The sequence below is a fragment of the Blautia sp. LMAG:36 genome (assembly GCF_008680535.1).
Classification (GTDB): Bacteria; Bacillota; Clostridia; order Lachnospirales; family Lachnospiraceae; genus Blautia_A; species Blautia_A fusiformis.
This window is the reverse complement of record NZ_NALB01000005.1, coordinates 246,307-261,753: the sequence shown is the minus strand read 5'-3', so window position 1 is coordinate 261,753 and position 15,447 is coordinate 246,307. Positions and strand designations below refer to the sequence as shown.

At 38.2% G+C, this 15,447-nt stretch carries 9 protein-coding genes; all 9 read left to right on the top strand.

Annotated elements, in window-relative coordinates; translation table 11 throughout:
- Positions 1-21: 21 nt before the first annotated feature.
- The 9 genes from CCC17_RS07225 (at position 22) to CCC17_RS07185 (ending at position 15,410) form a co-directional block, all read left to right on the top strand.
- Entirely contained in the window at positions 22-1,812 is a 1,791-nt protein-coding gene (locus CCC17_RS07225) for a hypothetical protein (RefSeq protein ID WP_287082816.1), read from the top strand.
- A 19-nt stretch (positions 1,813-1,831) separates the two neighbouring features.
- The gene (locus CCC17_RS07220) at positions 1,832-3,985 is read left to right on the top strand and encodes a cobaltochelatase CobT-related protein (RefSeq protein ID WP_287082815.1); all 2,154 of its coding nucleotides are present in this window, start codon (positions 1,832-1,834) and stop codon (positions 3,983-3,985) included.
- Between the two features lie 2 nt (positions 3,986-3,987).
- A complete protein-coding gene (locus CCC17_RS07215; RefSeq protein WP_117593954.1) occupies positions 3,988-4,668 on the top strand; it encodes a hypothetical protein in 681 nt (226 codons plus the stop codon).
- The gene (locus CCC17_RS07210) at positions 4,658-5,137 is read left to right on the top strand and encodes a hypothetical protein (RefSeq protein ID WP_117593952.1); all 480 of its coding nucleotides are present in this window, start codon (positions 4,658-4,660) and stop codon (positions 5,135-5,137) included. Before CCC17_RS07215 ends, CCC17_RS07210 begins: the two co-directional genes overlap by 11 nt.
- 62 nt (positions 5,138-5,199) lie before the next feature.
- The gene (locus CCC17_RS07205) at positions 5,200-7,338 is read left to right on the top strand and encodes a hypothetical protein (protein WP_118050897.1); all 2,139 of its coding nucleotides are present in this window, start codon (positions 5,200-5,202) and stop codon (positions 7,336-7,338) included.
- Positions 7,335-9,770, top strand: coding sequence for a hypothetical protein (locus tag CCC17_RS07200; RefSeq protein WP_287082814.1), 2,436 nt, complete (start codon positions 7,335-7,337; stop codon positions 9,768-9,770). The genes CCC17_RS07205 and CCC17_RS07200 overlap by 4 nt, the downstream gene beginning before the upstream one ends.
- Positions 9,767-9,979 (top strand): hypothetical protein, encoded by a 213-nt coding sequence (locus tag CCC17_RS07195; RefSeq protein WP_015525098.1) that lies wholly within the window; start codon positions 9,767-9,769, stop codon positions 9,977-9,979. The genes CCC17_RS07200 and CCC17_RS07195 overlap by 4 nt, the downstream gene beginning before the upstream one ends.
- A gap of 217 nt (positions 9,980-10,196) precedes the next feature.
- On the top strand, positions 10,197-10,958 hold the full coding sequence (locus tag CCC17_RS07190) for an Rpn family recombination-promoting nuclease/putative transposase (RefSeq protein WP_243875228.1): 762 nt from the start codon (positions 10,197-10,199) through the stop codon (positions 10,956-10,958).
- A 639-nt stretch (positions 10,959-11,597) separates the two neighbouring features.
- A complete protein-coding gene (locus CCC17_RS07185; RefSeq protein ID WP_287082812.1) occupies positions 11,598-15,410 on the top strand; it encodes an MBL fold metallo-hydrolase in 3,813 nt (1,270 codons plus the stop codon).
- Positions 15,411-15,447 lie beyond the last annotated feature (37 nt).

The following is a 15,447-nucleotide window of genomic DNA, read 5'->3' as shown; positions in this document are numbered from 1 at the left end:
AATGAAAGAGGAGGGAACAAAATGCCAGATCTTTGTTTTTATGCACCATGGATTATGAAAGAACCCATTCCGGACCCATTTCGGATGATGTTGGAAAAAGCAGGGAAAAAACGGATCAGCTATGATGAAGCGGATTGTTCCATGCGAAATATCAGGAAGCAGGGAAAAGTCTCCCGCCTTCATGGGCCTACGTTACATGCACTTCTGACACTGATTCAGATCCGGAAAGAAAAAGACTCTGGTGCTGCCGGTATACAAAGGGGCAGGGATACCATAAATTATTTCTGCATGGAATATCCTGGACATCAGGGAAAGTATGTAATGACTTATAATTCGAAAAACGGACGTTTCAGTGGGACTTTAAAGACAGAAGAAAGAAACGAGAAGCTTCCGGGAATCCGGGAGGGCAAAAACACAGGCGAACAGTACCTGGCCCTTTTGGCTTATGCCAATCTGGTCCCGGATAATCCTTTATTTAACGAAGAGTTCCAAAAAAATTTCTACATACTGGAAGAACAGGAAAAAAAGGAATGGGAAGACACGGAAGCTACACTGAGGGCGGCATTTATCTGTTGCGATGCCATGTACTGTGAAGTAATAGCAAATCCACAGCAGGCGGTCCCGCTGGAAAAGAGCCAGTTCCGTGCAGAGGAACTGGAGGATGTGCTTCCGGAATATAAAATTGCGGCCGGGGTATATGCACCAAACGATGAAATCTATGGAAAGTTTCATGTGCTTTTGCCTGTAAATGAGAAGACAAAAAGAACACTTTTTGAATTAAAACAGATCTACTCTGGCAGATGGGATGTAAATGAAAGGACAAAAGAAAGGATCCCTTCGCTTCCAGAAGACTATCTGGTAAGTAAGGAAGCTGAAGAAATCCTGCAGATGGTGGATAAGACACCGGCAAGGCTGTTTATGATGACAGGCGATGCCGGTACTGGAAAGACAACGGATGCCAGAATGATCGCCCAGATCTTAGGGCTTCCATATTATGTGTTCACCTGTGGACCTGGAACGGATGAACTGGAACTTTTAGCGACCACCGTGCCAAATATGGGCGGAACAGCACATCTGGAAATGGAATTGCCAAGTCTGGAAGACATTGAAATGGATCCGGCTTCAGCTCTTGCAACGGTAAATGGCATTTATGAGGAGGGGATCAGCCGGGAAAAAGCTTTTCGGGAGATCCTGAAAGCAGTTTATGAAAAAGGCTATGAAAAGTCGAAAAATGAAAAAGACTTTCTATTAAAAGAGTCAGAAATCGTAAAGGCATGCAGGGAACCATCTGTGCTTGAAATTCAGGAGCCGGCCATGATTGAAAAACCTGGGACACTTACGAGATTAAACTCCCTGTTTGACGATGGAGCTGTAACCGATCTGGTAAATGGAGAACAGATACGGAGAAATCCGGATACGATTGTGATCATGACCACCAATCTGGATTATGTTGGCTGTCAGAACTTCAACCAGTCAGTTCTTTCCCGAATGAATCTGATTCAGCCAAAGGAAGCCCTGACAGAAGAGGAAATGGTAAAAAGGGCAATGAAAAGAACAGGGTTTAAAAACAAAGAACTTCTGTCCTTTATGGCTGCCACGGTCTGCAAGATCCATGAATATTTGATCGAACAGGACATTACGGATGGCGTATGCGGATACCGGGAATTGGAAAACTGGGTGTTAAGTTACATGGTTTCCAATGATTTCAGGAGGTCAGCTTGGACAGCACTGCTCAGTAAAGCATCCATGGACAGGGAAGAACAGGGAACTATGGAACGCGTCTTTCTTCTTCCTCATTGTGATGTGGATTAAAAACGGATGGAGGAAACGAATGAAAAAGGCTTTATACCGGAAACAGATATGTGCAGAGAAAGAAAAACTGACACCGGAAAAAGTATTTCATACGCCGCAGTATCGTGATCTTTTGACCTCGATTGGGCATGAAATCACGGGTGGAAAGTTGACTACATTACGGTTATACGATGATAAAAATTCAGGGATTGCAGGATGGAATCAGGGAGAAACTGTTGCCGTAAATCTTGGAAACCAGATTACGTCAAGTTTTCTGACACTGGAATTAAAAAGTGACAGCCTGATCGGGATTCTGGGACATGAATGCGGACATTACCGGTATACGGATTCTACACTTAGAAAAAGGTATGCCGAGCATATGTTAAATGGCAGCTGGTATCCAAAGGAGCCAGTACCGGAAAATGCACAGGAAAAAGAGGCATTGGATGCGATGAATGTCTACTTTGAAAGAAAAGATAAAGCAATTCTTTCTATTTTTCTGCAGACAGCATCTTATCTCAGCAATCTTTTGAATGATATGTACATAGAAGAGAAGATGTGCGCCCTTTTTCCGGGAAGCATCCGCAGGGGAATCCTTATGAATCGTGACCGAAATGTGGAATGGCTTCCAACACTTAGGGAAATGCTGGAAACGGAGAAAGACAGGTTATCTATTCTTATGAACCTGTGTGCACAGTATGCCTTGTCTTCAAGGGTCAATGCCTGGGATGGTGCGGATTACGAGCTTATTGATACACTAAAACTGCTTATGCCGGTCATTGATGAAGCGGGAAAGGCAGCAGATGACATGGAGAGATATCTTGCCACCAACCATATTCTTCTGATGATCTGGAAATATTTTGCGAAAATCATAGATGAAATAGAGAAGAACAGTACAGAAAATGAAGAGCAAAAGCCAGAACAGGAAGAGCGTGAAGGGCAAAAGGAAAACCCGAATGAATCCGAAGAAGAACCGGAGGAAGAAAAGCAGGGTAACACAGGGGCACAGACTGAGCAAAATGAAGATAAGATCAGAAAAGAGGATACGGAACAGGAGTCGGAAACAGAAGACAAAACCGAAAGAAACGGAGAGGATCAGGAAACGGAAGGCCATGAAAACGGGCGCACGGCAGAGCTTCAGAAGTTTCTACAGCAACTGTGTGAAAATCTTCCGAAATGTGTCAGGGAGTCTGGTGGCTTCGAAGACAAACAGAATGAATGTGGCATCCCTGCCTCAGAAACGGAAGCATCCAGTGATAATGCCTTGCAAAAAATCCTTTATGAAATGGCGAAAGAGATGCTTGATGAGAAGATACAGAAAGAAATTTTCGAACATCTTCAAAAGGAATTGATGGAGATACCGTTTGAAGAAGGCCATGACCTGGTACAGAAAAAACTTTGCCGTAAGACCGAGATATCAGATTTTTTAAAATTACAGACAGAAAAGTATGAGGGGCAGCTTAAACAGGTAAAAAAGAGACTTCGCCTGAAACTGCTTCCTATATTGAAAAATCAGAAAGAACGCACGGAACATAAGCTTTTTCTTGGACGTCGGGTAGATCTTCGAAACATAGCTGCACCGTCTGGGGCAGTATTTAAGAAACAACAGCCAGGAAAAAATCTGGATATCTGTGTGGCGGTGCTGGTCGATAATTCTTTTTCCATGTGTGGGGAACGGATGGATCATGCCATTCTTGCAGCACTTTGCCTGTATGATTTTTGTATGGAATCAGAAATACCGGTTTTAGTGTGCGGACATCATACAGATGGATACCGGCATGAGAACCTGAAAGACGAAAAAGTGTATCTGCATTGCTGCGCAGATTTTGAAACGGATGAAAAGGATCGGTTCCGGATTGCTGGTATGCAGCCTTATGGAAGCAACCGGGATGGAACTGCATTGTGGTATGCTGGCAGCCGTCTTTTGGAACGACCGGAAAAGCAGAAACTGCTGTTTGTGATCAGTGATGGTGCACCTAATGCAAACCAGTATGGAGGCACAGGGGCAAAAAGGGACCTTCAGAAGATTCGGAAAAAACTGCTGCAGCAGGGAGTATTCTTTCAGGCTGCTGCGATCGGAAGCGACAAGGAAGCAATTCAGGAAATTTATGAAGAATCTTTTCTGGATATTACGGATCTTGAACAGCTTCCGGCTCTTCTGACAAAGAAACTGCTGCGTTTTATCAGGAGGTAAGGATGAACAGGAAAAACAGGAAAGAAAAAGAACAGAATATGGATGTATCAAAGCAGATCTGTGTTCATAAGACACAGAATACGTTACTGGAATTTAATAGCTTTTTGCGGATGGCAGAACCAAAGGAGTTCTGGCATCTTCACGAAGACTTTGCCAGCGATTATTCCAGGATCCGGGCGGTCATGGTTGACTACAGCAAAGAAGACAGCATCAGTGTTTATGCAAATCTGAGTCCGGAAATCATAAAATACGTGTATTCCCGTATATGGAATAATGTACAGGAATTTAAATTCTTCCAGCAAAAGATCTTTTGCGAGGATAAAAATTCCAACACGGGAAGAGTTACAGTATTTTCCATACAGAGGAAGGTTCGCAACAACAAAGGAGAAGTTTTAAATTATCCGTGGGTTGTCAGGATACAGAATGGCACTGGTATAGCGATGCATAATGCCAATGGCGGGCAGTATTGTAAAAAAGACAGCTACCGGAAAGAAAAAGAGGTTACCATACAGCTGAAAGATGAGGAAATCTTCACACTGTTTGCAAGAACTTCTGCTGTGATCAGGGCATTTGAACAGGACTGCATGACACGCCGCAGACAGGCTGGAAATTTCCGGAACTTGTACAGAATGGTAGAAAAACTCATTGTTGGAACTGAGGAGGAAAAAGATAATGCTGCGTAAAAGAATAAAGAAGAACACATTGAAATGGAAAAAAATCTATGCGGAACAGCTTCTTGATATGATGGACGAGGAAGAAAATGCTTTACAGAAGATTTATCTGACAGGGTATGTACTTGAACTGAAAAAGAACCGGTATTTTGCCGGATGGTACAAAGACCGGATCGTTTGCCGTTCCCTGGAGTATGCACGTTATTTTCCGAGTGCTGAGGCAGCGGAAGAGTATGTACATAAGTATCTGGGATTTGCAGGCATGACCTGTTATATCTGCCACGTAAACTGGACGCTGGCTTCCTGCGGGAGTGAAAATATGGAGGATAACGAAGAAAACTTGTTAGAGGAAAATGGTAAAATCCTTTCGTTTGCAAATTATGCAGATGTAAAGCAATATCAGAAACAGCGAGGCATGGAACATTCTACAATGGCGATCACTTATGCAAGCCGGAAAAAGAAGATTATCCTGGCAGCATAAGAACAATTTTGGGGGACTGGCGAACAGTCCCCTTTTTATATGGGAAAACAGGAGGAAATTGGATGGAATGGAAGATTTATGAAGAATGGCTTGATATTACCCTGTACCGGCAGATGACGAACCTGATCTATAAGCTGTCATCTAATGAGGAAAAATATAAAATTTATATGCAATTAAAAGAAAATGACATGTTTCTGGAAAAGCCGAAAGTAGACATGGAAACCGCTTATGGACTGCACTATCCGGGAGAAGTCCTGGAGCGCATTGGAGAACATCTGACCTTGACAAAGCAGACATACCGTGCCCTCGGACTTGCCCTGGCAAGGATGATGCCTTTACAGGAGACCTGTATGTTCAATGGGGCACAAAAGGATCTGTTCTGGAAAAAGATGAAACAGATTCTTGGAGAGAAAGACCTGTTTTTGATCAGTATCAATTATATCTGTGAGGAAAAGGAAAAGAATCGGTGGAAACAGGCCATGCATGCGTATCCATTTGAGCGAGCAGAAGAAATGCTGTTTGCCATGTCCATCCTTCCGGATGATGAAACACTGTGGGAAGGCATAAAACAGAAACTTGCTGACAGCTTTTCAAAGAACCGGAAGATATCCGTATTTACTGAATGGAATCTTTTCGTGTGGATGGTAGGCAAAGTAATGACCAAGCTTAAAGGGTATCGTAAAAAGGATCTGGATATCCTGAAATTGCTGGCAAAGTTAGCAGTCACAAATGCTAAAAATGCGGATGCCGTTTTGGAAAAACGTATGCGTATGTTTGGATATTCCGACAAAGAGACCGCTTTTTTAAATTTTGTACTGATGTATTTTGTAGAGAGACCCGATCGGATAAGCCTTTCCGGGTTGACAGCAGAAAAAATTGGGCTGAATGTATTAGAGGCATTTTTGCCCGGAAAAGAGACATATCCAGAAGAGGCTTATGTACTTTGTTCACGGATTTTAAGAACATATGGGAAACTTTCTGTCCGTATCGACGGTAAAGAACGGCTGGAAAAATGCATGAATGAAACGTTCAGGGTGGAAAATGTAAAAACGTTTCTTACGTTGTTTCCATTTAGAAGTAATGAACCGGAAGAGTGGCACTACATTGATCTGACAGAAGAAAAATGGGATCCTCTGGTAAAAGAACTCTCTTCGGAAGAATTTGAAGCGTGTGTTACAGATACTCTGAAAGGCAAAACATACAGTACGAAAAGTTTGCTGAAGTATCTGGAACGTTATGAAAACCTTACAGGAAAAAGATACCAGGATGTTTTCTGGAAAAAGAGTGAGCCGGAACTTTACGCGGTTTTCAACCGGCTGATCCTGCATGGGATTTTGGATGGAAAAAAGTATCTGGAAGAGTTTGTAAAGGATTATAAAAATGAAGATCCAGATTTGGAAAAGAAATGGGAATTTATGGCAGGATATTTAAAAAGTGAAATAAAGGGTCTTTGTAATGAGCATTCCTATCCTATGCTGAAATTTCTGATCAATGAGATTGGAATGGATGGATGCGAATTCTTAAGCCCCTGGAGGATTTTAAAGGAAACTTTCTCCTTGGGATACTATGCTATCCAACATAGAGAGTGCGAATTTTTTTCTCCAGTTCTGGGAAAAGAGGAACACCGGGAACTGTTTTCAATGGTAGAAAAAAAGTTCTTTTATGAATATCCGGATATTTATCCAGAATACCTGACGGCCTTACTTTTAAAGGAAAGTACAGCACTTTGGATGGAACAGTCAGAAGCATATGAGCTTTCCAAATTGCTTCTTCCATTTATAAGTGATTCTTATCGAAGAGAAACCCTGTATCAGAAATATATGACAGAAGAGGATCGGAAAAGATATCAGGAACGGAAAGAATGGCTGAAGGAACAGAAAAAACGGATGGAACGCTGGAAAACTGAAAAAAACATCAAACAGCAGTTTAACCAGATGTTACGGGAAAACAGGAAAACGGATAAGGAGCTTCAGTCTATTTATGAGTTTTACAAGAACGGGCGGTATTCATATGGCTATAAGAAACTCTACTGTAAGATCGTTTCCTCGTATTTAAAAGATGATTTCGCAGGAACAGCGAAAAAGCCTATGGCAAAAAAGGAAGCTCTGTATCTTCTTAAACTAGCAGAAAATATGTACCAGGACGAATGCATGGAGTTAACGGAGATTAACGGATTAATAGAAAGGGCAGAGGTAGCATGATGATTGAAAGAATATTAAAGCACATGAATATTTACAAGGAAATGAAAAATGCAGCAATTCCCTTGAAACTGATAGGAAAGAAAGGGGAAGATTTCTGTATGAATGCAGCCAGATTGGTAAATCAGCAAGAACTTTCCGGTCTGATGGAGGGGTTAAATGAGGAGACGATTTCTTCTCTGATGGACGATCCGGAAATGCTCACCTACTTGGGAAAAATGAACAAAAAGGATTTTTCTATTTTAGAACCAGACCGCATCAGAATGATAGTAGAATGTGCAGGAAATGAAAAGCTGTCCGAATTTCCCTATGAAAAAATTGAAAAAGTATTGGCAGATAAGGAAATCCCGGACCGGATTGTATATGTTTATCTGAAATATTATGCTTTTCTGGAACCGAAAGAAGAGTTAAAGAAACAGCTTGTAGCAAGTCTTGAGACCTGCATTGGTGAGTTTGATGTTGCCCGGGCGGGGATAAAGATACGCATGCTTTTGATAAATCCGGCTTTTTCAACGGAGCTTCTTTATGAGCTGCTCAAGGATGAGGAATCATTGGCGTTACTTTTGAAGCAGGATCTGATGGAACTTGTAAATTATTTATCCGAGTTTTGTAAAGAAACGGAAAGCTTAAATAAAAAACAGCTGGAAGAACTGAGCCGGCATCCAAAAGAAATTCGGAATGGACTGGAAGTGATTCTCACTCAGATTCCAAAAGAATGGCAGGCCTCTTTTCTTCACTTGTGGCTTTGGAACGAATCATTATATGCAGACATTCCAAAGCTGATAAGATTTTTGACAGGTCCGGATGCAGATTTTGAAAAGATTTCAAATGGAAAGGCAGCCTATGTGAACACTCTGTATGGAAATCCGCTTCCAGATATGGATCTTTATGAGCTGACTTTGGAAAAGACAGAGCTTATCCTGTATGCCATTACGAAACGGAAGAAACATTTCCTGGAACTTTTGCGAAAGAATGGAGACTGGCTTATAAACCTTGACAGGAATTCGTTGATTCTGGATGAAGAGGTTTATAAAAGATGCCTGAATCTAAATACTTTAAACGAGCAAAATTTAAGGGATTGTGAATATATGGTAGTTCCCTGGAGAAAGAGTGAAGAATCACTGTTTTCGAAGCCTCGTATATTTGAAGAATTGAAAATCCTGTACAATGTAAAAGCAGTCTATATAGACCTGTATGATCGTTTAGCATACTCCAAAAGTGATGATCGTCTTCGGGTGATCCGTGAGTTGATAAAAAGAGACTGCCTGACAGATGCATTAGAGGAAAATCAGATTGAGCGATTGGCAGAAGCTTTGTCAAAAAAGTCGCTTTCCAGATGGATGCAGGAGGATTTTAAAAACATTCTGGATCTTCGGCATGAAACAGCCATATGGATTCTGATATTTTTAATGGATTTTACTGAACTTTTAAAAGAGCTTACAAGGGATAATCAGGTTTACTTCCTTTTACATAATCAGAATCTTTTAAATGGCTGTTCCGGATTACCTGCATTGATGGACAAACTGCTGGCCCAGGATCCTTCCTGGAAGAATTTAAAGACAGAATTGAATATTTCGGATGCTTTTGTCGCGGAAAATAAATCCAATATCCAGAAGTTCATTTATGAAGGTGGCGCTGAGATCATGACTTCCTTTCTGAACAGGCAGCCGAAAAAGAAGGAAGAAATCCGAAGAATCGTAAATGCTGAGTTATTAGGCAAATTCATGGAGCTGAAATACCATGGAGGAGATCTGGGACGGGAAATTGCTTTTCCAATAAAAAGAGATACAGAAGAAATCTGGAAAGAAAAGCTGCTGCGCGTGGATTGTGGATGGGAAATCTGGGAAGAGGACAGCCTGCTTCCGGTCATGCAGATAGGAGAAGTACCGCTGCGCAGCTGCATTTCCTATCGGAATGGTCCAAATTGTGATTGTCTGTTATCCTGTTTTGATGCAAATAAAAAAATTATATTTATCAAACACAATGGTAAAATTGTATTTCGCGCAATCCTCCGTCTGACAAAAGGTTCTTTTGTAGCTGCGGATGAAAGGAAGACGATTGAGTTTGTTGATGTGACTGCCAAAAGCGAACCACATGAAAATAAAGCAGAAGAACTGGTTTTGTTTTTGGAACGTTATTATCAAAGCGGACTTAGCGAACAGGAAATACGAAAAGCAGTAAATTTAACTGCTATGCTGGTAAAAGAAAAAGCAGAAAAACTTGGAGCAAGGCTTGTACTTAGCAGCAGTTATAAGAATGTTCTGGAAAATAAAAACTATGTTTTGACAAACTTTTATATGTATATTTCCGCATCTAAAAATGGAAGCCAGTATCTGGACAGCCTTGGAGGGGCCGCTGGTGTCAGTGCTTCCGGAAGCTATACCTGCAATATATTTTTGCTGGAAGCAGAAGAGAGGAGAGAAGAGAGCTTATGAATATACGAAGAGCAGGAAGAAAAGTAGTAAAAAACCTACATAAAGGGTATGGCATATATCGGATCGGTTTTGTAAATATTTATGGTGAGGAAGATGAAACAGAATTGGATGCTATGAATATCAATGATCTGGAAAGATTATGGCTGTCTCTTTGTCCGGAATTTGAGTGCAAGGGAAACAGTGTATGCTATGTGGAACGGGTAGGTTAAAAAACACCCGATCCAACTCGGGGAAAAAGTGTCTTGTAAAGGTCATTCATTGATGCTAAGATAAAATAAACAAAAGCTTTTTCGAAAATTTCTTCATAACATAAAAAGAATAAAGAGGGAGGTGACAGCGAACGTGGCAGATGAAAAAATTGTGCCAGAGAACGGATTGGAAGTACGTTACGAAAGATATAAAGGTATTATTAAGAATTTTACACTCATGAGTGACATATTTATGAGAAATGTTTTCAAACAGAGAGAATGCCTGGAATATGTTCTGCAGGTCATTATGGAAAAACAGGATCTGAAAGTAATTGATCAGATCATCCAGAAGGATTATAAGAATCTGCAGGGACGATCCGCAATCATGGACTGTGTTGCCAGAGATTCCGAAGGCAAACAGTTTGACGTGGAGATCCAGCAGGATAATGAAGGTGCATCACCTAAGAGGGCACGTTACCATATTGGTTTGATGGACATGAACACTTTAAATCCGGGTCAGGATTTTGATGAATTACCGGAAAGCTATGTGATCTTTATTACCAGGGATGACATCCTTGGGTATGGCTTTCCTATTTACCATATTGACAGGCATATCAAAGAAGCCGATGATAGCTTTCAGGACGAAGCACATATTATATATGTGAATTCCAGAAAACAGGAAGACACAGAACTTGGGAGACTTATGCATGATCTGCATTGCAAGAATGCGGATGAAATGCACAGTCCAGTTCTTGCAAAGAGGGTACATGAATTAAAAGACACGCAGAAAGGGGTTGAGCTTATGTGCCATGAAATGGAGAAAATTTATAGCGAGGGAATGGAAAGCGGCGAAAAGCGCGGTGAATTAAAGGCTAAAAAGGAAACAGCCCTTTCACTTGCTGAAATGGGATTACCTGTTGAAAAAATCGCAAAAGCTGTAAACCATAATGTGAAAGACGTCCAGAAGTGGATTGACGAAACTTTGTGTGTAACAAAATAATTGAAAAATTATTATAAAAGGGCAGGTCTGATTAGACTTGCCTTTTTGCAATACAGTATATTTAGTTTTTTCAAAAAAGATGAAGGAGCAAATATGGGAAAAAGATCTGTTCGAATAAATACTTTCTTTGTCTATAATTTGTGATTTTTGTTGTTTTATTTCGTATTATTTTTTAAGAGTTAAAATTGTGTATTTAAAATTCAAGCTCTAATTGTAACAAAATAGTTCTAGCCCAAAATTAGAAGGAGAATATATGCATATGATCATCAAAAAAAGAAAAATGTCTATCTTTATTGCAAAGTCCTTACATTGCCCCATATTCAATCAAAAGTATAGATAATGAAGCGTTACATGAAGAAGAATTGGAAAAAAATAGTTGTTTCAGCCAATGAACTCACAGTCCATTCCGTTGAAAAAAATTGCAACAATATCGTATTCGTTGCCATAAGAATGGTAATATAGCTGCTTTTACAATAAAAAATTTTACAAAAGATCAATTATTTTTAACTGAATACCTGCAAAATAAACTGCATTCATTTAATGAATTGATATATTTCCCTAAAAATCAAGGTTTTTATAGGATTTTGAAACAAAAACAGGTAGTATTTGACACTACCTTTCAAAAATGGGAGGGGAACAATGAAAATAAACGGAGTTACCATACAGATGCTCCCTGCTGCTTCAGGAGACTGTATATATTTGGAATTTCCAGATTCCGATTTTAGAATGTTGATTGATGGAGGTTATGCCAAAACCTATCAAAAGTACTTGAAAAAATTTTTGCTCAAACTGGCTGCCGAAGGAAAACGATTAAATTTAATCGTAGTCACTCATATAGATGATGATCATATCAGTGGAATTAGGGCATTATTGAAAGAGAACGGGGATTCGAGAAACCCTAAAATCATAGAGATTGATGAAATCTGGTTTAACAGTTTGAATCAATGTATTACGTCTCGAAACGCAGAACAAGGGATGTCCTTTGCAGTCAAAATCATTTTAAAAAGTATGTGTTCAACAGACATTGATTTTGAATGTGAATATAAAAAGCAAAATATAAGTTATACCAACGGAAAAAATCTCGCAGAGCTCATTCAAGCCGGAGGATACCGTTGGAATGCATCAGTTGTAAATAATTTAGTGAGTAAGGGACAAATTGTCCAATTTGGAGATCTGAAAATTACAATATTAAATCCAGGTATCGAAACATTAACTAAGATGGGAAAAAAATGGCTTTATCATTTAAAACAAATAAGCTCAAATAATATAGAAATCACTAGAGACCCATTGTTTGATGCTGCCTTTGAGGGCTTTTTATTAAATAATGAAAAAAATATAGAGTTTAAACAGGAAAATATTTCGTATTCCAGCGAGGATTTGAATTGGTTGGATAAATATGCGGAGTATAAAGACATTGAAATGGATTCTAAAATAACAAACTGTTCCTCCATTGCACTTTTGATTGACTATAAAGATATAAAAATGCTTTTTCCGGGAGATAGTCCAATTCAGCTTTTTGAAAATGAATTGCCAGAGATACTTGATATCATAAAACTTCCCCATCATGGTTCAGCTAAGAACATTTCCCTGGAATTTATAAAAAACACAAAGGTAAAATATTATTTGCTGTCAACTGATGGAAAGCGATATATGAGTAATGTATATTCTGAAGATTATAATTGGAATATTAAATATACAAGGATAGAAGGGTTATTGGGAAATTCTAATAAACGTAGAAAAGAAAGAAAAGAGTTAACCAAGCAATGGGCCAAAGAATTTGAGCAGTATCCCGGATGGCTTATAGTTCCAGCAGATTTCAGGCAACAGGTAAAAAGTTATACCAATGGAAAAGAACTTTTACAATGTAGCGAAAAAGAATTAGAATCTAATTTTGACTACTGTAATGAATTACTGGATTTTGCTTATGAATATACAAGAAGATATAAAAAATCTTGTTTGCCTTTAGATAAAAATATTAAGAATAACTTATATAAAATATGGGATACTTTAAATTCTCACTCGGATTGGAAAGAGAAAAACAAGAATAAATGGTTTACAGTAGGGTTATATTTACTTGAAAACTATAGACAAAATATGGATGAAGAAAAGTGGAACAGCATTTGTGACCTGCTTAAACCTTGCACAAATTTTATAGTTGATGGCAAATATTATTTGAAACTTGAAGAAATTCTTATGAATTTATTCAAAATGGATCTGGAAAAAGTTCAGCTAGAACTGGTATCATGCTCTTTAGAAGAAATGCCTTATGAGGTACGCTTAAGATTCATTGGTGTAATGACTGAATGTGGTCTTAATGAGGAAGCACTGAAAGCAGTAGAAGAACTTACCAACGATATACAAAAGAATAATAATGAAATAGCAGAGAGCAGTCCCCAAAACGTATATTTGAAGTCTCTGCTGGTATGTGCATTGTATTTAAAAGAACATTTACTATTTTGTATGAATCCATATAAGGAAGAAACCAGAAAAAAATGCAATGAAATTAATAATGAGATTTCTAAATATAAAAAGTATTATAACTGGGATAAAGAAAAAATTCTGTTTACAGACGGTGCATTAACCTGGTTAAAAAAAGAATCTCCAGAACCGGAATTTGAATTAAATCGGGAATCCATTACTTTGGTTAGATCTGAGAACAATTGTTGGGAAGCATATTCTGTTTTTAAAAGCATTGAATATAGTGGATTTCCATTATATCTTCGAAGTAAAAGTTTACTGAATAATCAGCAGGATATTTTAGTAAAAAGCTTGCTATCTTACTATCCTCAATATACATGGCAACTTTTACTTCGTCTTGGAAAAGCAGATGTGGTAAAAAAATGTATTACAAGAGAATATTTGCAATCCAAGAACAGAAAAGAAATCGATGAACTTTTTGAATATGTATATAATGCGATAATGAATAATATAGGAAAATTTCAGAAATATGATCCATGGTATGACCAAAATATTTATACCTCTATTGTAGCATCCGGAATTCCGATATTAGAAAGAATGTGTGCCGTATTGGATTATGTGCAGCAGGGAAAAATGATAGACTTGATGATCCGATTGATCGAAGAAAATGCGGTGAAAGATCAAAGATTATTAAATCAATTCATTTCCTCTGTTATGAATCAAACCGCAGATTATATTAAAAGAACTAAAATAAATGCATTATTAACCTGCTCAATGAAAAAAAGAGAAAATATACTTGGAGTAGTACAGCTTGATCCTTTTGATGTGTTTACAGAGTATGAATTATCAAATCCATTATATAGAAAAGCTCATCTTGAACCCAAAATTATTAAAGCAATATTTAATATAGGAAAACAACAGAAAATAAATCGAACCTCCGTATTGGCCAGAATGGGGCAGTTATATACATGGGGAAAATTAACCAAAGAACAAGAAGTTGCTTTTGGAGAACTATTATGGAGTAAACTTAATGAAGATACGCAGTTGCCAGATCTAGAGCAATATTATTTTTTTGTATTTATGAAATGGCCACATCCAGAAGAAATAGATCCCTTAAAAAGAATAAAAAAGAGTTTTATCAGTGAAAAAGTATCTTCAAAATGGAAAGAGGATATAAGAGGCAGGAATTTTACTGAAATATCATATTGGGAACAACTGGCGGTTTGGAATAGGTACTATGTAGATGAATGGTCTGCGAAAGAAAAAAAATGGTTTTTGGAACTGTTCATCGGCTGTTGTTCAGATATGGTAAAATATTGGAAAGAAAGCAAATACGATTTTCAATTTACTTTTTCAAAATGGCATATGAAAATGATGATTCGTGCGATTGCATCTTTTGGCAGAAATGGATGGAAGGGAACTAATCCGGTTCAGTCAAAAAAACTATGTACTCTGCTAAAAGAATTCTATGACGAAGGAATTTATTCATGGGAAATGGAAGCAATGTTTCTTGCAGATGAAAAAGTTCCAGCCTTTATGAACGAAATGTTGGAACTAATGTATGAAACTGAATCAGATATGGTATTTTCAGCTACAATGGCAGTTGAAAAGTGTCTGGAAACAATTATGGATCAGCAATTAAAAGAAAATACCCTGCTGGAATTGTTTAATTTAATTAAAGCACGAAAAGAACCCGGATTGGAGTATTTCTTGATGATTATACATAATATTTTTTACCGAACAAATTCGCGTTTTCCATCCAAAATCATGAAAGGAGTTTCACAAGTACTTAGGTTAGTAGAAAAATATACGCGAATCAATTTTCAAACTTCGACGCAAGAAGAGTTTAAAGAAAATATTAAAGTTAGAAAGCAATGTGCTACTCTTGCATTCTTGATATATCGTTTTGAAAATACATTTTATGAAGGCCAACATTGCCCCGAAGTAGAAGAATGGAAAAATATATGCACTGGTGAGAAAGCAGAAAATGAATTTGCTGAAGTAAAAAATTGTTGGTTACTTCCTGAACTGTAAATATGTAAATGAATTGTCGGGAAAAGGGTACATGAAT

What these genes read in the sequence shown, in the direction of transcription:
- CCC17_RS07210 (WP_117593952.1), top strand. Translation starts at nt 4,658, where the DNA reads ATGCTGCGTAAAAGAATAAAGAAGAACACATTGAAATGGAAAAAAATC.
- CCC17_RS07200 (WP_287082814.1), top strand. Translation starts at nt 7,335, where the DNA reads ATGATGATTGAAAGAATATTAAAGCACATGAATATTTACAAGGAAATG.
- CCC17_RS07195 (WP_015525098.1), top strand. Translation starts at nt 9,767, where the DNA reads ATGAATATACGAAGAGCAGGAAGAAAAGTAGTAAAAAACCTACATAAA.
- CCC17_RS07205 (WP_118050897.1), top strand. Translation starts at nt 5,200, where the DNA reads ATGGAATGGAAGATTTATGAAGAATGGCTTGATATTACCCTGTACCGG.
- CCC17_RS07215 (WP_117593954.1), top strand. Translation starts at nt 3,988, where the DNA reads ATGAACAGGAAAAACAGGAAAGAAAAAGAACAGAATATGGATGTATCA.
- CCC17_RS07225 (WP_287082816.1), top strand. Translation starts at nt 22, where the DNA reads ATGCCAGATCTTTGTTTTTATGCACCATGGATTATGAAAGAACCCATT.
- CCC17_RS07220 (WP_287082815.1), top strand. Translation starts at nt 1,832, where the DNA reads ATGAAAAAGGCTTTATACCGGAAACAGATATGTGCAGAGAAAGAAAAA.
- CCC17_RS07190 (WP_243875228.1), top strand. Translation starts at nt 10,197, where the DNA reads ATGAGTGACATATTTATGAGAAATGTTTTCAAACAGAGAGAATGCCTG.
- CCC17_RS07185 (WP_287082812.1), top strand. Translation starts at nt 11,598, where the DNA reads ATGAAAATAAACGGAGTTACCATACAGATGCTCCCTGCTGCTTCAGGA.